This is a genomic window from Arthrobacter sp. H-02-3, from assembly GCF_003097355.1.
GTDB lineage: Bacteria > Actinomycetota > Actinomycetes > Actinomycetales > Micrococcaceae > Arthrobacter > Arthrobacter humicola.
In genome coordinates this window covers 1-15793 of the sequence record NZ_PYUI01000030.1, presented here as the reverse complement: position 1 = coordinate 15793, position 15793 = coordinate 1, and the positions used below count along the sequence as shown (strand labels likewise).

At 67.2% G+C, this 15793-nt stretch carries 16 protein-coding genes and 1 tRNA gene; 6 read left to right on the top strand and 11 right to left on the bottom strand.

Annotated elements, in window-relative coordinates; genetic code table 11:
* Positions 1-40 precede the first annotated feature (40 nt).
* The 3 genes from C9424_RS20060 (at position 41) to C9424_RS20050 (ending at position 3243) form a co-directional block, all read left to right on the top strand.
* Positions 41-1627, top strand: coding sequence for an alpha/beta hydrolase (locus tag C9424_RS20060; RefSeq protein WP_202615942.1), 1587 nt, complete (start codon positions 41-43; stop codon positions 1625-1627).
* 130 nt (positions 1628-1757) lie between these two features.
* Positions 1758-1830: transfer RNA gene (locus C9424_RS20055), tRNA-Thr, on the top strand.
* A 666-nt stretch (positions 1831-2496) separates the two neighbouring features.
* Positions 2497-3243: a biosynthetic peptidoglycan transglycosylase gene (locus C9424_RS20050; protein WP_116768629.1), complete on the top strand. Its 747-nt coding sequence runs from the start codon at positions 2497-2499 to the stop codon at positions 3241-3243.
* Here C9424_RS20050 and C9424_RS20045 read toward each other — a convergent pair.
* The 5 genes from C9424_RS20045 to C9424_RS20025 all read right to left on the bottom strand — a co-directional run bounded on the left by C9424_RS20045 (position 3240) and on the right by C9424_RS20025 (position 7209).
* Positions 3240-3641: a hypothetical protein gene (locus C9424_RS20045; RefSeq protein ID WP_116768607.1), complete on the bottom strand. Its 402-nt coding sequence runs from the start codon at positions 3639-3641 to the stop codon at positions 3240-3242. The two genes, C9424_RS20050 and C9424_RS20045, sit on opposite strands and share 4 nt — an antisense overlap.
* A gap of 76 nt (positions 3642-3717) precedes the next feature.
* On the bottom strand, positions 3718-4116 hold the full coding sequence (locus C9424_RS20040) for a hypothetical protein (RefSeq protein ID WP_133247554.1): 399 nt from the start codon (positions 4114-4116) through the stop codon (positions 3718-3720).
* 20 nt (positions 4117-4136) lie between these two features.
* The gene (locus C9424_RS20035; RefSeq protein ID WP_133247553.1) at positions 4137-4883 is read right to left on the bottom strand and encodes a hypothetical protein; all 747 of its coding nucleotides are present in this window, start codon (positions 4881-4883) and stop codon (positions 4137-4139) included.
* A 304-nt stretch (positions 4884-5187) separates the two neighbouring features.
* Positions 5188-6795, bottom strand: coding sequence for a cellulase family glycosylhydrolase (locus tag C9424_RS20030; protein ID WP_116768628.1), 1608 nt, complete (start codon positions 6793-6795; stop codon positions 5188-5190).
* A 156-nt stretch (positions 6796-6951) separates the two neighbouring features.
* Positions 6952-7209: a DUF4190 domain-containing protein gene (locus C9424_RS20025; RefSeq protein WP_116768604.1), complete on the bottom strand. Its 258-nt coding sequence runs from the start codon at positions 7207-7209 to the stop codon at positions 6952-6954.
* A gap of 190 nt (positions 7210-7399) precedes the next feature.
* On the opposite strand from C9424_RS20025, the gene C9424_RS20020 reads away from it, so the two are divergent.
* A complete protein-coding gene (locus C9424_RS20020) occupies positions 7400-8806 on the top strand; it encodes an MFS transporter (RefSeq protein WP_116768603.1) in 1407 nt (468 codons plus the stop codon).
* Here C9424_RS20020 and C9424_RS20015 read toward each other — a convergent pair.
* Positions 8803-9276 (bottom strand): DUF2231 domain-containing protein, encoded by a 474-nt coding sequence (locus C9424_RS20015; protein ID WP_116768602.1) that lies wholly within the window; start codon positions 9274-9276, stop codon positions 8803-8805. The two genes, C9424_RS20020 and C9424_RS20015, sit on opposite strands and share 4 nt — an antisense overlap.
* A 93-nt stretch (positions 9277-9369) precedes the next feature.
* Here C9424_RS20015 and C9424_RS20010 point away from each other — a divergent pair, with 93 nt between their 5' ends.
* Positions 9370-10341 (top strand): hypothetical protein, encoded by a 972-nt coding sequence (locus tag C9424_RS20010; protein WP_116768601.1) that lies wholly within the window; start codon positions 9370-9372, stop codon positions 10339-10341.
* 36 nt (positions 10342-10377) lie between these two features.
* A complete protein-coding gene (locus C9424_RS21765; RefSeq protein WP_116768600.1) occupies positions 10378-10611 on the top strand; it encodes a hypothetical protein in 234 nt (77 codons plus the stop codon).
* A 169-nt stretch (positions 10612-10780) separates the two neighbouring features.
* Here the strand turns inward: C9424_RS21765 and C9424_RS20000 are convergent, their stop codons facing one another.
* The 5 genes from C9424_RS20000 to C9424_RS19980 all read right to left on the bottom strand — a co-directional run bounded on the left by C9424_RS20000 (position 10781) and on the right by C9424_RS19980 (position 15597).
* Complete coding sequence (locus C9424_RS20000; RefSeq protein ID WP_116768599.1) at positions 10781-11626, bottom strand: aldo/keto reductase; 846 nt, start codon at positions 11624-11626, stop codon at positions 10781-10783.
* Between the two features lie 62 nt (positions 11627-11688).
* Positions 11689-12165, bottom strand: coding sequence for a hypothetical protein (locus tag C9424_RS19995; protein WP_116768598.1), 477 nt, complete (start codon positions 12163-12165; stop codon positions 11689-11691).
* Between the two features lie 7 nt (positions 12166-12172).
* Positions 12173-12856, bottom strand: a complete 684-nt coding sequence (locus tag C9424_RS19990) for a bacterial proteasome activator family protein (RefSeq protein WP_116768597.1) — start codon at positions 12854-12856, stop codon at positions 12173-12175.
* 193 nt (positions 12857-13049) lie between these two features.
* Complete coding sequence (locus C9424_RS19985) at positions 13050-13241, bottom strand: YbdD/YjiX family protein (RefSeq protein WP_116768596.1); 192 nt, start codon at positions 13239-13241, stop codon at positions 13050-13052.
* A 13-nt stretch (positions 13242-13254) separates the two neighbouring features.
* A complete protein-coding gene (locus tag C9424_RS19980) occupies positions 13255-15597 on the bottom strand; it encodes a carbon starvation CstA family protein (RefSeq protein ID WP_237563591.1) in 2343 nt (780 codons plus the stop codon).
* Positions 15598-15793: the final 196 nt, after the last annotated feature.

The following is a 15793-nucleotide window of genomic DNA, read 5'->3' as shown; positions in this document are numbered from 1 at the left end:
GACACCATCGCTTTCGTTCCTATCCTCCAAGGAGATCCGCATGAAGCCTGCTCGACCCAAGTCCGCAAGATCCCGATCCCTGGCGATCGGCATGCGGGCCGTCGGCGCCGCGGCCTTGGCCGTGACACTGGCCTCGTGCAGCCTTTTCGGTGGTGGCAGCGGCGGCGGCTCGGGTGCCGCAACGTCGGGGGCCGCATCGGGACAGGCAGACCCGTCGATCGCTGCGGCGGCGCCCGCGGAACTGCGCAGCTTCTACTCCCAGCGGATCGACTGGAAGCCGTGCGAGAGCAGCTTCCAGTGCGCCAAAATCAAGGTCCCGCTGGACTACAGCAAGCCTGACGGTGACCACATCGAACTCGCCGCCATCAAGCTCCCCACGAAGGGCAACAAGAAGGGCACCCTCTTGGTCAACCCGGGCGGCCCGGGCGGATCGGGCTATGACTTCGTCAGGGACGCGGCCAACACCAACATTTCGGAGAAGGTCCGGTCCGCCTATGACATCGTGGGCTTCGACCCCCGCGGCGTGAAGCGCTCCGCCCCGGTCACCTGCCTCACGGACGCGGAACGTGACGCGTCCCGTGCCAAGACCTACGCGCTGGACACCGATGCCGGACTGCAAGCGGCCCTGGCCGACAACAAGGCCATCGCAGCCAAATGCGCAGAGAACACCGGGCCGGTCCTGGGCCAGATCGACACCGTCAGCGCGGCCAAGGACCTCGACATCCTCCGCGGTGTGGTCAACGACGCCAAGCTGAACTACCTCGGCTACTCCTACGGGACGCTCCTGGGCGCCACCTACGCGTCGCTGTTCCCGGACAACGTCGGCCGGCTGGTCCTCGACGGCGCGTTGGATCCGTCTCTGAGCTACGAGGAACTGACTGCCGGCCAGACCGTGGCCTTCGACAAGGCCCTGCACACCTACGTTGCCAACTGCCAGCAGACCAGCGGATGCCCGATGACGGGAAGCGCCGAGGACGGCGTCCAGCAGATCCGCAACGCGATCAACGCCGCGGAGGCCAACCCGCTGCCGTCGAAGGACGGCCGGAAGGTCTCCGGGTCGACGTTCGTCAGCGGCCTCATCATCCCGCTCTACAACAATGACAACTGGCCGATCCTCACCCGGGCGCTCGGCCAGGCCCTGGCCGGCGACGGCACGGGCATGATGCAACTGGCCGACTTCGGCGCCGACCGGGACCCCAGCGGCACCTACACGTCGAACAGCTCCTTCGCCTTCAACGCCATCAACTGCCTGGACTACCCCATGGTGACCGACACCGCCTCCATGCGGGCCGAGGACCAGAAGCTGCGCCAGCTCTCCCCCACCCTGGGTTACTACTTCGCCTACGGCGGAACTAACTGCAAGGACTGGCCGTACAAAAACGTCCGGACCCCGGCCCCAGTGGAGTACAAGGGTTCGGCCCCCATTGTTGTTGTGGGAACGACTGGCGATCCGGCCACCCCCGTCGAATGGGCCAGCTCCCTGCGCAAGCAGCTCGGGAATGCCTCGCTGCTGACGTGGAAGGGCGAGGGCCACACGGCTTATGGCCGCTCCAACAGCTGCATCGGCAACGCCGTCGATGACTACCTCGTGGACGGCAAGACTCCGGCGGACAACACCGTCTGCTAGGTAGCGTCTGCTCGGTACGGTTTGCTGGGCCGGCGGGCGGCCGCGGACGCTCATTTTGACCCGGACGCCGGGACTCTATTACAGTTATCTCTTGCATGATCCGCCCGGTTCGCCGGGCTTTCATGTGGTTGCTTCCTTAGCTCAGTTGGTAGAGCGTCTCACTCGTAATGAGAAGGTCGCCAGTTCGATTCTGGCAGGAAGCTCGGGAAGAACCCCGTATTTCCGCTGATTCAGCGGGGATACGGGGTTTTTTGCTGGTGGCCGTGGGATGCCCTTGTGACCGCACCGAGCGCGCCGAGTGCGGCCGGACCCTCACCAGCCCCGCCCGCGCTCCTCCGGTCACGGACTGATTTTTGAACTCCAGGTGTGCAGCGGCGCCCACCGCGTAGCCGGCTGAGAACAATTCCCAGGACTGCCCGGTAGAATTTCGTCCCATCCTTCATCTCTTTGAGATTTATCCGGGAGCGAGCAGCGAAGGCAAACTGATGGACAACCCGACATCACCGACCCCGCCGCGGCGGCCACCGCCGGACCACCCTCCACGATCTGGCCGTCCGGGCACAGCACCTGCGAAGGTCGTCAGTTACCCGGTGCCAGGCCCAACCTCGCAGGACGGTCAGCCTGGCCTGTGGACTACTGAGGGGCCGGAGGAAGCGCCGGCGAAAGTTGTGAGCTACCCGGTGCCCGGGGCCCTGACGTCTCAGGAGCCAGCGTCGCCGACTGTAAGCCCGCCTGCGGTGGAGCCGGATCAAGCTAAGCAGCCTGTCCCTCCGGTCGGTCAGCCCGGCAAGCGTCCTAAGCGGAGGTGGCGCCGCAAACTCCTGCTGGCTCTGATCGCCCCGCTGGTTCTGGTCCAGATCATTGCGTTTATGTTCAGCATGGGCGTGACCCTGCCGCGCACTGCTTACATGCTTGAGGCCGGCGAGCCCAACGTCTACCAGTTTGTCTCGATCAACCACATCAGCCGGCACCTGCTCGCCGCGACAATCGCCCATGAAGACGAACAGCTCGGCACCCGCTCTGGCGCTTTCGACCTAGGAGACTTCCAGGCCAGGGCGCAGGCGTACTTCCAGGGAAAGCCCGACCCGAGCGGCTCCACCATCCCCCAGCAGCTGGTCAAGAACATTTTCCTCTGGGACGACCAAAGCGCCGCCCGCAAAGGCATCGAGGCCGTCCTGGCAACCCAGTTCAGTTACACGCTGAGCCCCCAACGGGCTTTGGAGCTCTACCTGAACTATGCCCAGTTCGGCCCTCACCTGTACGGTGTCTGCGCCGCCAGCTGGTACTACTTCGGAACACCGCCGTGGAACATGTCCGATTACCAGTCTGCTCAACTGATGGGCGTCCTGCCCTTGCCGGATCTGGTCAGGAGAGACCCCAACGGTGGAATCTACCTCGGCGATGGCGTCCACCCCGCCGTCTGGAACCTGGTGAACGGGGCGGCCAACGTCTGGGTGCCGCGGCAGATCACCGGTCTGGGCGGATGGCAGGCGGCCGTCGCAACGGTCGGTATCACCGACACCGCCGACAGTCATGCTGACCGGCGCGCCGACGACGACGCGTGCTCGACCATGCCTCAAAGCGTAAAGGACCGTATCCAGAGCGAAGCCGGCTAGCGTCTCAGCGCCGGGCTTCCTCCGCAACCGGGCCTTCGGGAATTTCTCAGTCGGATACAGCCCCGATCCGTACTTTCAGGGTTACGCGGGAGCCCGGCCCACGTCAGGATGACCCTTTTGTGGATGGGTTTGTTCAGGGCCAGGCTGATGGTCTGGCCCGGGGCCAACTCCCCGGAGGGCAGGTCAGAGAAGTCATACCAGACGCGGTCGGTGCCGGTGAGCGTGCGGTTCGCCCATTCCAAGTCGGGGGTCTTGAACCTGGCCTCGATCTGGCGCTCGGTGTCCCCGGGCGCGGTGGTGTAGGTGAGGGGGATCCCGTCCGCGTCGGCGGTGAAAGAGCCCTGGGCGCTGTCAGTCTTGAGCTCGCCGGGCAACGTGCGAGTCTCGGCGGATGCCAATCATCCAGGTTCACTACGCGTCCCCGTGGCGCAGAAGCGCGAGTTGCTGGCCGCACTGACAGCGGTGGCACAGGAATCAGTTGGCGGGATCGGCCTCGGCGTCCCAGGCCGGCAAAATTTGAGGGTCGGGGAACAGCAGGTCCGCCAGCATCGCGCTCAGCGCTGCAGGGACCAGGAAGAGCCCCGCCAAATGGGCGTAGAGCCCGTCAGGCATTTCCGCGGACAACCCTCCGACGACCACTGCGGGCAGCGCCGTCAAAATCGACACCCAGAGCGGCCTTCGCCTCAGCCTCGCCCACACGGCAGCCGCCGCGAACGCCGTAGATCCGAGGAATACCAGGCCGTGCCCTTCCGCGTCCGTGGGTGACCTGACGATGAGGCTGAACGACTCGGCCAGCCCGCACGCCGTCACCGCAACAGCGAACAGGACAAGCAACGACCATGCTCCGTCGGCCCAGCGGACATGATCTCTCATGGACTGACGGTACCCTTTGCCTAGGCGTAGTGCAGGCTCAGCAGCATCGCCTTCAGCTGCGCGTAGCGCTCTGTGCCCATCCAGGCTTTCGCTTCGCCCGGGGAAGCAAAAGCCGGTGTGGACGGCGCATCGGACAAAACGACCCAGGCGCTCAGTACGCCGTTGGGCAGCCGGATCTGGTTGGAACCGGAGGAGTCGGTGGTTGCCAGGAATTCCCTCGCGTTCCGGACGTCCATGAAGTAGTAAGGGCCTCCGGTGGCCCCCGGGTACTCGTCATAGGCGAAGCCGAACTCTGTGCCTTCCCCCGCCATGTTGGTAACGCCGGGCACGGGTGCGTGATCCAGGATGGTCCGACTTGCCGGCCCGGCGGCGCCATCGCCGTACATGCCGCTGTACATGCGGGCCAATTCTGTGCCGGTCGCATCCGAGATGATCGCTTCGAATGAGTTCTTCTGGGCTTCCGCGTTGAGGGCCGGACCAGGCTTGACCTTGACCGTCCAGTCGGCCGGGTGAGTGAACGAAATGTGGCCGTCCGGGAACGTGAACGTCTGCAATGCTGCAGCCCGGGGTGTCTCTGGGGCGGGGGCCGGAGACGTGGTCTCGCTTGCTGCCCGGGCAGAGTCGGCAGCGGTAATCGTTGCAGCGGGTGCAGCCGGGGTTGTGGAGATCGGTTGCGAGCTCGCCTGCGGGTCGGCGCAGGCCGCGGTCGTGAGGAGTATGCCCGTCAGGGTCGCGGTGCCCAGCAGGCGCGTGGTGCGTTTTTTCAAGTTATCCCCCAAAGAAGTGCGGCAACGGAGGCTGGCAGAAGAGAAAACTCGGGCCCGCCGCTGGCCTTAACCATGCGCCGGTTTCGGCACATCTGTCGATAGGCCCGGCGGCCCGACCACCAAGGGAGGGCGGCGCTCAGCGTGCGATGAACGCGCCGCTGACCCGGGACGCGGTCGTGAAGCCAAGAAGCGACCCGCGACCCGGACGGCGATCTTCGCGTTCCGGTCGGCCGCCCTGACCTTGTAGGTGGCCGAGCAAGCATTCGAGATAACGACGCCGTTGCGACGAGCCGGGCTGGTCCGGCTATTTCAGGGTCAGCACCGGGTTGACGGGGGCCATCAGCGAGTCCACCTGCAGGCCCACGGACAGTTTCTGGCCGGCGGCGATCTTGGTGGCCCAGTCCGATCCGCTGCAGGTCACCGACACCTTGGGAATGACCGTGCAGGTGATGCCCCAGGAGTTGGCCACCCGGGTGACATTGGCATCGGGCCAGCTCACGCTCCAGCCGGCGGCCGCCCGGAGGCCCGTGACCTCTATGTTGGCCACGTAGCCACCGGTCCACGAACTGGTCAGTTTCCAGACCGCGCTGATGGACCCGCCCGACGTCGGCACGGGAGACGCTGACGCCGTCGGCGACGGCGACGGCGATGCAGTGATCGTTGGCGTCGCAGTGGTTGTGGGCGTCGGTGTTGCGGTGGCGGTCGCCGTCGGGGACGCCGTGACAGTCGGCGACGGGGACACCGTCGGCGATACTGTCGGAGACGGGGTGCTCTTCAGGATCGGTGCGAGCGCATCCAGTTTGGCAGTCTCCGGGGTGCGCCAGTCCGACTGGACAAGGCCCCCGGTGATCGCACTGTTCGGATTGAACGCCCAATAAGCGAAGCTCATGGAGTTGGTCCCGAGGTAGGAGACGATCTTCTCCATCCACTGTTTGTCGGACGTGGTCTGCAGCGCGGTCCCGAACTCGCCGAGCAGAACCGGGGCGATGCCCTGCTTCTGGATGTAGCCCCAGTTGGCATCCCAGACGGCCGGCAGGTTGTTCGGGTAGCTGGGATCGCTGAACCACTTCTGCGCAAACAACGACGCCGGGTAGTCGTGCGGGGAATACACTACGCGGTTGGGTGTGGCCAGGGTGACGGGCTTGTTCTTGACGTCGGCCAGGCCGCCGCCCCACCAGGTGGACGTGCCGTTGCCCTGGTTCTCTATCCCCTCGATGATGATCAGCAGGTTGGGGTTGGCGGCCAGGACGGCGTTCCCGCCACGGGTGGCTGCGGCCTGCCAGTCGGTGGCGGCGGCCCCGCCCCAGGTCGCTGCGCCGGCGGGCTCGTTGTGAAGGTCTGCGCCGATGACGGTGGGATCGGTCTTGTAGCGCGCGGCGAGCATCTTCCAGTCGGCGATCCACTTCGACTCCGGGTAGGCGGAGGTGTACCAGAGCGGAGACTGGTCCGCGGAGGACGGCCGGTGCCGGTCCAGGATGATGTGCAGGCCGTTGGCCTTGGCGCGGGCGATCACCGTGTCCATCAGAAACAAGGGCGTCTTGCCTTCGAGCCCGTAGGCGCGGTTGGCCCAGTAGTTCAGGCTTCCCTTGATGGACGTCGCGGCCAGGCACTCATTGGAGAACGGCAGCCGGACGGTGTTGAAGCCCATCGACTTGATGTTGGCCAGGGCGTCGTCGATGGTCAGGGTCCACAGCCCGTGCGGCATGCAGTCAGGAGTTTCCATGCCGAACCAGGATGCTGCCTTGATCGTATACGGGGCGTTGTTCGAGTCCAGGATCGTGCCGCCGGAGGTGTGCAGCCAGCCGGTCGGCGCCGGGGTTGTTGCGGCGATGGCCGGGGGCGGCGCGGCCACGGCGACGCCGGCGAAAGCCAGCCCGGCAGCCACCGCAATTCCAAGAAGGGCGGCAGGCACGGAAGGTCGATGGCCAGCGTGGCGGGACGGGTTGGAAAGCAGCTTCACAGTTCCTCCTGAGAGTGGCGTGCGGGTGCGGCCCTGGTGACCCGGGGCGGCAGGCGGGACGCAAACGGCCCCTTCCGGCCGGTGCCGGAGGGGGCCGTCTGCCGAGTCTTAGCGGTTTGCGGCCGCAGTGCCCATGATTACAACGACGAAGATCACCGCAAAGGCGATCGACGCGTAGCCGATGACCAGTGCGGCGATGGCCAGGCCACGGCCGCTTTCACCGGTGGTCTTAATCTGGTTCAGGGCGATGTGACCCAGGATGATCCCGAGCAGGCTGATAAAGAAGGATGAAACGAGTGCCGCGATGGCCAGACCGTTGGTCTTCGCGGATGCGGGCGCGTAGCCCTGGTATTGGGGTGAGCTCATGGTTGTGAAGCCTTTCAATCCGTCGGTGTGGGTCCCCCCGGCCCGCACAATGCGGATCGGCTCTCAAAAAGTACCAAGCAGATGCCGAAAACGGTCCACTTCGCCCAATATTTCCTCCCGCGCCACGGCAGGGCCACAGCGCCCTGACCTGCGTATTGTCTTTTTCCGGGTCGTCGGCGAGCCTTAGGGAATGGAACGGCCCGGCCGCAGGCTGCCAGCCCGGCAGCAGGAAAGTCCGCCGGCACGGACCGGCGGACGGCGAGGCCTGCGGGGGCGCCCGCAATGGGGCACGGTGGTGGCGTTCGGCCTAGTCAGCCTCGCCACGGACATGGTGTCCGACGGCGCCCGGCCGCTGGGAGGTCCCCTGCTCGCCCAACTCGGCGCATCAGCGCTGTTTGTGGGTCTCGTGACGGGCGCCGCGGAAGCCGCGGCGCAGGGGCTGCGGCTGGTGTTCGGTCCCTGGGCGGATCGCACCGGGAAATACTGGACTTTCACGATGGCCGGGTACGTGCTCACGGCGGTGTGCGTCCCGCTGCTGGCGTTGGCGCCCTTGGCCGGATCCGCCGGACTGGCACTGGCGGCCGCGCTCCTGATCGGGGACCGGGTTGGCAAAGCCGTCCGTAGCCCGGCAAAGACCGTCCTGCTGGCTGCCGCTGCCGGGCCGGTTGGGCGGGGCCGTGGCTTCGCCGTCCACAAATCCCTCGATCTGGCCGGCGCGCTCCTGGGCCCGCTGCTCGTCTCCGCGGTGCTGGTGGCCACCGGCTCGCTGTCGGCGGCGTTTGCGGTGCTCGTCTTTCCGGCGGCGGCAGCGCTGGCGATCCTCGTGTGGTTGCGTCGCAGGGTGCCGGACCCGGGCGATGTCCCGGCAGCACCCGTTGCCGCCGTCACCGAGTTCCCCGCAGACGCCGCGGCACCGGGCTCGGCCCCCGGGTCCGTCCCAGCTTCGGCACCGGGTTCTTCGCCGGCTTCGTCGTCGGGTTCCGTGCTTCTCCCTGCGAACGGCAGCCGGCCGGCGTCGGTGTTTTCCGGCGCCTTTGTCCTGTTTGCCGCCGCCGCCTTCTTCTGGAGCGCCGGCCTGGTGGCTTTCGGCGTCATCTCCTACCATCTGACGGCCGACGTGGCGGTTCCCGTCTCAGTCGTTCCACTTCTGTACGCGGCCGCCATGGGGGCGGCCGCCGTCGGGGCCCTCGCCAGTGGCGTCCTTTACGACCGTGCCGGGGCGGCCGTGCTGCTCGGCCTTCCCGTGCTGATCGCGGGGGTGCCTGTCCTGGCCCTGGCGCCGAGTGCCGGACTCGTTCTGGCCGGCGTCCTGGTCTGGGGCGCCGCCACGGGCATCCAGGACTCCACGGTCAAGGCGCTGGTGGCCGATCTCGTGCCGCAGCCCCGGCAGGGCACCGCCTACGGGGTGTTCGCGGCATTCGAAGGGGCCGGGGCGTTGGCGGGCGGGGTACTGTACGGATCGCTTTACGGCGCGCGGCCGGTGCTCATTGCTGCGGTGGCGGCGCTTCAGGCGGCGGCCCTCGTCCTGCTCCTTATCACCCTGCGCAGAAGCCGGCGCCCGTCAGCGGGTCACGGGCGTGCCGAAGCGCGGACTTAGCGGCTCCAGACGGACGCCGCGCCGGAATGCCCTGTGATGACGCTTTGGTAGATGAAGAAAGCGCCCGCGACGGCGCCGGCGATGAGGAGGACCACTCGGACGATCCGGTTGTCCCGCAGTCCGCCGAGGAACGCCAGACGCCGGCCGAAGGGCTCATAGGTGACCACCAGCATGGCCGCGACGATGACGAAGAAAATCACCGAAAACACCTTGAGCACATCGCCCTGCTGGGCATGCTCGCGGACCAGGGCCGACGCCGGACGGGCCTTCTCCAACTGCTCGCCGGCCTGAGCCGTCACCACCGTTATGGGAACCAGAATCAGGGACAACACGCCCAGCGGCCAGGCCAGGTAGCTCCGCCAGCGCGGTGCCACGGCGTAGACAATGGCGCCCAGACCCGCAAGCGGTCCGAACACCACCACGGCGTGGACGAGCAGGACGTGGGCCGGTAGCCCGCCAATTTCGATCAAGTGAATACTCCTCAGTATCGGGGCGCCGCCGGGTCTCATGACGAGGCCGCGAGCCGGTGCTCGCGGCCGGGCCGGGACTTCTATGATTCTTGCATGGGAACCCCGGGACTTGCGGGCATTGCCGGGCCGCTGTACGCGTTGCCGTACGGCGAGTTTGTTGCGGCAAGAACGGCTGCCGCCCGCCGCGTCAGTTCCGAGAACATCGCTGCCGCGGGGCAGAGGGCCCTGGCGGCCGAGGTGCGGGCCTTGCCCAAACCCTCCCTGGCCGCGTGGGCGGTGAACATGATGGCGGCGCACAGCCCCGAAATGCTGCGGGAGCTGTCCGAGCTGGGGACGTCGATGCAGGCCGCGCAGTCCGCCCTGGACGCTGCGGGCCTCCGCCGCCTCGCCCAGGAACGGCGGCAGCTGCTCTCCGGTGCCGTGAAGGCGGCACGCGAACTGGCAGTTCGGCAGGGCCGGCCGATCAGCGACGCCGTGGCCGCGGAAGTGGAGCAGACACTGCGGGCCGCCACCACGGACGCCGGGGCCGCAGCAGCCGTTCAGAGCGGCTGCCTGCTCCGGGCGCTCTCGGCGGACGGGGTCGACGTCGTCGATCTCGCCGGCGCGGTGGCCGTCCCTGGCAGCCTTCCGGCCCGGGAAGCCGACACCCGGGCCGTGCACGGAGGAGCCGACGGCGGGTTACCCGGCGGAGAACCGCCAGCGGTTCAGCCCCGTCTCCGGGTTGCCGGGAAAGCTCAGGTGACCCCGGCGCCGTCGGCGGTGGAACGGGCCCGGGCCCGGCTGCAGGAGGCCAAAGAGTCCGCCGCAGCGGCCGTCGACGAGGCACGCGGCGCGGCGGCGGAACTGGAGGAGGCTGCAGCCGATACCAGGCGGTTGGCCGATGAGGCGCACGAACTCCGGCGGCGCCTTGATCTGGCCGAAGCCGAGCTCAAAGCGGCACGGAAGCGTCACGAGCTGGCCGCGGCCATGGCTCAGCAGACGGCGAGGGCCGCGGACCGGGAACGCCGCAAGGAAGTCCTGGCCCGGGAACGCATGCTGCGGCTCGGCAACACGCCGGAGGCGTGAACTCTTAGTGTCGGAGGTCGGTTGCACACTGGAGTCATGGAGAACAACCAGGATTTCCAGCAGCATTTCCAGCAGCACTGCGACAACGCACAGGACGGCGCGCAGTACTTCGAAGTCACGTACTGGGACACAGACTCCGGCCGGATCCGCACCGAGAGCTTCGATGACGCTGCCGCCGCGGACCGCTTCGCCAGCCGGTGCGTTTCGGGCGAAGACGGCTGGGCGGTCGTGGATGCTATCCCGGGAAAGGTACGCCGGGCCGCCGCCTGAGTCCGGAGCGGCACAGCGCACGCCGGGTCGGCACCGTCCCGTCCTGCGGGAACGGCCGGGCAGCAGAAAGGGCCTCCACCCCGTGCGGGGTGAAGGCCCTCTGCGAACGCCGGCCGGGTCAACCGGCATGATGCTGTGAAGCGCCGGGCCGGTGCCTTAGGGCTGTTGCTTAAGCGAAGTCTGAGACTGCCGGGTCCGGGCCGATCCGGCCAGCGCCTTCGGCGGAACGGTCCAGTCCGTTGATAGCCTGGACGTCGGTCTCGTCAAGGGTGACATCGAGGGCCGCGTAGTTCTCGCGGATCCGGGATTCGGTCACGGACTTCGGGATGACGACGTTGCCGATCGCCAGGTGCCAGGCGATGACTACCTGGGCCGGGGTGGCACCGTGCTTGGCGGCAATCTGGGCAATGACGGGGCTTTCGAGGAGCTCGCCGCCCTGGCCCAGCGGCGACCATGCCTGGGTGAGGATGCCCTTGGAGGCGTTGAATTCGCGCAGGTCGGCCTGGTTGAAGAACGGGTGCAGCTCGACCTGGTTGATGGCCGGCACCACGCCGGTCTCGTCGATCAGGCGCTGCAGGCCCTCCTTGGTGAAGTTGGAGACGCCGATCGTCTTGACCCGGCCCTGCTTCTGGAGCTCGATGAGAGCCTTCCAGGTGTCAACGTACTTGTCCTGCTGGGGCTGCATCCAGTGGATGAGGTACAGGTCCAGGGTCTCGAGGCCCAGCCGCTCCATGGACTCCTCGAATGCCTTCAGGGTGGATTCGTAGCCCTGGTCCGCGTTCCACAGCTTGGTGGTGATGAAGATTTCCTCGGGCTTGAGGCCGGAACGCTCGATAGCGCGGCCAACCCCTGCTTCGTTGCCGTAGATCTTGGCGGTGTCGATGTGGCGGAAGCCGGCCTCGAACGCCTGGACAACCACCTTTTCGGCCACGTCATCTTCAACCTGCCACACCCCGTAGCCAAGCTGGGGAATGGTGTTGCCGTCATTGAAAGTCAGTTCCGGTGAAAAAGTCATATAACTATCCTGCCAACATCGGTGCAGTCCGGCTAGCGCCAGGGCGAAGCTAAGCTAGGCGCTTAACCGGGAATACCCGGCGTCGGGCCGCTGCCGGTTGCCTCGGCAAGCCGCCGTTCGGCGTCGTGGACGTGTTCCAGTACGGCGTCGGCGCGCCGCCGCACGGACGCAGCGCCCGCCGGGACCGGCCCTACTGCCAGGCGGAGCATCGCCGCCGCTTCCGCCGTCATGGCCAGTGAATTGCCCGCCGTGGAGAGGGCGCGGTGGACACCTGCCAGAGGCCCGGGAATGTCCAGTCCGTTACTGGGATATCGCCGCTGGGCCTCCACGCAGATCTCCCGGACCCGCGGCGCGAGTGCGGAGAGCTCATTGGCGACCTCGACGAGCTCGCCGTACAGTGCCTCGTCCTCGACCCCTTCGAGGACCTGGTGGTAGCGGTCCAGTCCGCGGTTGAAGCGGTCATGGGCGCGCCGCCAGAGACCCTTGCCAAGTTCGGCGTCGTCGCTGCGCCCTTGCCGCGCCGCGCTGAAGAAGCCCAAGGTCGCGCTAAAGGTACTGGCCGGGACCGTGGTCCGGGTCGGCGGGCTCGGGAGGCTGGGAGGGGTCAGCGCCGCGGCGGGGCGCGGCGGCGCGAACCGGTTCGCCGTTCTCCCCGATGATGACGCCGGGTGCGATCACCGTTCCCGGCGGCAGCTGACGCAGCTGCATCTGCGCGTAGGCGTGCTCTCGGGCGGCGTGCTGAGCCGCGATGGCCGTCTGGATGCCGTGGAAGAGCCCCTCAAGCCAGCCGACCAGCTGGGCCTGGGCAATCCTGAGTTCGGCGTCGGACGGGGTGGCGTTCTCCGGAAAGGGTAGGTTGATCCGTTCGAGCTCCTCAACGAGCTCCGGGGCCAAGCCGTCCTCAAGTTCCTTGATGGAGCGCTCATGAATTTCGGCCAGCCGGACCCTGGCCGCGTCATCCAGGGGTGCCGACTTCACTTCGTCCAGCAGCTGCTTGATCATGGTGCCGATCCGCATGACCTTCGCGGGTTCGTCCACCAGGTCCTGAAGTTCGCTCCCCCGGGGCGGTCTGGGTACGGGGCCTGGAGCGCCGGCGTGGCCGTCCGGGACTGAAGCCGGCAATGCCACCGGCGCTCCGGCCAGGGGCAGGACGTCGTCCACGGGTGTGCCTTCGACGGGCACGTCGTCGGCAGTTTGATCTCCGGGCTGAGTGTCGTGCTGATCGCTCATGGCTTCATACTCTCACGCGTCCGCAGACGCGGGTCCGGCGTCCGCCGGAAGCGGAAGGGCGCCGTCGGACACTATTGTGCCCGACGGCGCCCTTCCCCCGGGTCCTTGACGGCGTCCCGCATTCGGCCGGTCAGCGGCATGTGCCGCCCGCCACCACCGGTTACATCACGACTGCGTGTTCAGCAGCGGCGACTCAGCAACACCGCCCTTGAGGGGTGGCGTCCTGGCGGTCGGTCCGGTCGCGCCAGAACTCCCGCTCCGTCAGGGCCGGACCGGCATGACCGGAGGCCTCGTGGTGTTCCAAGTACTTCTTGTAGGCATCCGCGCCCAGCACCCCGCTGAGATACCCGGCAATCCCCCGGAACCCGGCGATTACCACGTTCATGGCCGGCTCCGCATCAGTGGTGTCCGGACTTTTCCAGCCGCTGCCCGGCCGGAAGGCTGTTCCACTCGGCCACGAGTTCGCGCTCCGCCGGGGTGGGGATGAACCCTGCCGGGGCAAAGACGCGGGAGGCCTGGGCGGGGTCTTCGTGCTCGGAGTTGGGCATCCCCGCGGCCGTGTTCCGCAGGGCCTTGATAGTTGCAATCACGGCCGTGATGATGACGACGATGCTCAGCACCACGAAGATGATCGACAGCCAGCCCTGGATCACGGTGTTGCGCACCACGGCCTCCATCGCCGCCTGGGTCTTGGCAGTGCCGAAGGAGGTCTTACCGTCCGCAAGCGCCTTGGCGAAGGCTGCGTTGTTGGCGAAGTAGCCCACTGCCGGAACGGGCGAGAAGATCTTGTAGAAGCTCGCCGTGATGGTCACGACGGCGGCGAACGCCAGCGGCACCGCCACGATCCACAGATACTTCAGGGCGGTGCGCTTGGCGGCGATGGCCAGGCAGACCGAGAGGGCGATGGCCGCCAGCAGCTGGTTCGCGATCCCGAACAACGGGAACAGGGTGTTGATGCCGCCGAGCGGGTCGGTGACGCCCATCAGCAGCACCGCACCCCAGGCAACCACCATGATGGCGGTGCAGAGCCACGCCCCCGGACGCCAGGAGTGCTCCTTGAACTTCGGAACGAAGTTGCCGATCGAGTCCTGCAGCATAAAGCGCGCAACCCGGGTACCGGCGTCGACGGCCGTGAGGATGAACAGTGCCTCGAACATGATGGCGAAGTGGTACCAGAACGCCATCATCGCGGTGCCGCCGATGAACTGCTGCATGATGTGAGCCAGGCCGACGGCGAGCGTGGGCGCGCCGCCGGAGCGGGACACGATGCTCTGCTCCCCCACGTCCTTGGCCGTCTGCGCAAGGTCGCCGGCGGTGATGTTGACCCCGGACAGGCCCAGGCTGTTGACCCACGCGGCTGCGGTTTCGACAGTACCGCCGGTCAGCGCCACGGGTGCGTTCATGGCGAAGTAGATGCCGCGGTCAATGGAGATGGCGGCCACGAGGGCCATGATGGCCACGAAGGATTCCATGAGCATGCCGCCGTAGCCGATCAGGCGGGTCTGGCGTTCCTTTTCGATCAGTTTCGGCGTGGTGCCGGACGCGATCAGCGCGTGGAAGCCGGACAGGGCGCCGCAGGCGATCGTGACGAACAGGAACGGGAACAGGGAACCGGAAAAGACCGGGCCGTTGTCGCGGCTGGCGAACTCGCTGAACGCCGGGACGGTGATCTCGGGACGGACCACAATGATCGCCAGGGCCAGCATCACGATCACGCCGATCTTCATGAAGGTGGAGAGGTAGTCGCGGGGGGCCAGGAGGAGCCAGACGGGAAGAATTGCGGCGATGAAGCCGTAGATGATGAGGCCCCAGGCGATGGTGACCTTGTCCAGGTGGAAGAACGCGGCACCCCAGTCGGTGCCTGCCACCGCGCCGCCGCCGATGATGGCGGCCATGAGGAGCACGAAGCCGATGATGGAGACCTCCATGACCTTCCCCGGCCGGATGTAGCGCAGGTACACGCCCATGAAGAGGGCGATCGGAATGGTCATGCCCACCGAGAAGACGCCCCAAGGGCTTTCGCCCAGGGCGTTGACGACCACCAGGGCGAGGATGGCGACGATGATCACCATGATCAGCAGCGTCGCGACCAGGGCGGCGGTGCCGCCGATCACGCCAAGCTCTTCGCGGGCCATCTGGCCCAGGGAGCGGCCGCCGCGGCGCATGGAGAAGAACAGGACGAGGTAGTCCTGGACGGCACCGGCCAAAACGACGCCGAGGATGATCCAGATGGTGCCTGGCAGGTAGCCCATCTGGGCTGCGATGACCGGGCCCACCAGCGGGCCGGCGCCGGCGATGGCGGCGAAGTGGTGGCCGAAGAGGACGTTGCGGTCTGTGCGGACGTAATCCTTGCCGTCGGCCTTGTATTCGGCCGGGGTGGCACGGCGGTCGTTGGGCTTGAGCAGGTAGCGCTCAATGACCTTGGAGTAGAAGCGGTAGCCGATCAGGTACGTGCACACTGACGCGAACACAAACCAGATGGCGTTGACGGTCTCGCCGCGGATGATGGCGAGCATGAACCAGGCGACGCCGCCCAGCAGGGCGATGGCAGCCCACAGCGCGATCTTGGCGGGGGTCCATGTGCGATCCGCGGCGTCGCGGACCGACTCATCCACCGACGTCCGCGGAAGGGACGGGTCCGGAACGATCCCGTCGTCGAGCTGTACTGTTCCGTGCGTGCTGACATCTTGCGTGGTTCTGTGTGTGCTGTCGCCTTGTGTGCCGTCTGGCATTGTGCCCATGTCTCCTCCTCGAGAATCCCAGCTGGGCAGCCCACCGGTACAGAACTGCCCCCCGCACCCTACCAACGCGGCCGCGCCCGGGCGCCGCACCTGCGCCCGGCGGTGCAGTCCGCGCGACGAGCGGTCGGCCGGACGCGGTGAACGGTCCGGGGGCGTGGCTGGGCTAGGGCCCTTGGGGCCGCGGCCGGCCGACCGC

What these genes read in the sequence shown, in the direction of transcription:
- C9424_RS20060 (WP_202615942.1), top strand. Translation starts at nt 41, where the DNA reads ATGAAGCCTGCTCGACCCAAGTCCGCAAGATCCCGATCCCTGGCGATC.
- C9424_RS19980 (WP_237563591.1), bottom strand. Translation starts at nt 15,597, where the DNA reads ATGGGCACAATGCCAGACGGCACACAAGGCGACAGCACACACAGAACC.
- C9424_RS20000 (WP_116768599.1), bottom strand. Translation starts at nt 11,626, where the DNA reads ATGACTTTTTCACCGGAACTGACTTTCAATGACGGCAACACCATTCCC.
- C9424_RS20010 (WP_116768601.1), top strand. Translation starts at nt 9,370, where the DNA reads ATGGGAACCCCGGGACTTGCGGGCATTGCCGGGCCGCTGTACGCGTTG.
- C9424_RS20020 (WP_116768603.1), top strand. Translation starts at nt 7,400, where the DNA reads ATGGAACGGCCCGGCCGCAGGCTGCCAGCCCGGCAGCAGGAAAGTCCG.
- C9424_RS20025 (WP_116768604.1), bottom strand. Translation starts at nt 7,209, where the DNA reads ATGAGCTCACCCCAATACCAGGGCTACGCGCCCGCATCCGCGAAGACC.
- C9424_RS20040 (WP_133247554.1), bottom strand. Translation starts at nt 4,116, where the DNA reads ATGAGAGATCATGTCCGCTGGGCCGACGGAGCATGGTCGTTGCTTGTC.
- C9424_RS19990 (WP_116768597.1), bottom strand. Translation starts at nt 12,856, where the DNA reads ATGAGCGATCAGCACGACACTCAGCCCGGAGATCAAACTGCCGACGAC.
- C9424_RS20050 (WP_116768629.1), top strand. Translation starts at nt 2,497, where the DNA reads ATGTTCAGCATGGGCGTGACCCTGCCGCGCACTGCTTACATGCTTGAG.
- C9424_RS21765 (WP_116768600.1), top strand. Translation starts at nt 10,378, where the DNA reads ATGGAGAACAACCAGGATTTCCAGCAGCATTTCCAGCAGCACTGCGAC.
- C9424_RS19985 (WP_116768596.1), bottom strand. Translation starts at nt 13,241, where the DNA reads ATGAACGTGGTAATCGCCGGGTTCCGGGGGATTGCCGGGTATCTCAGC.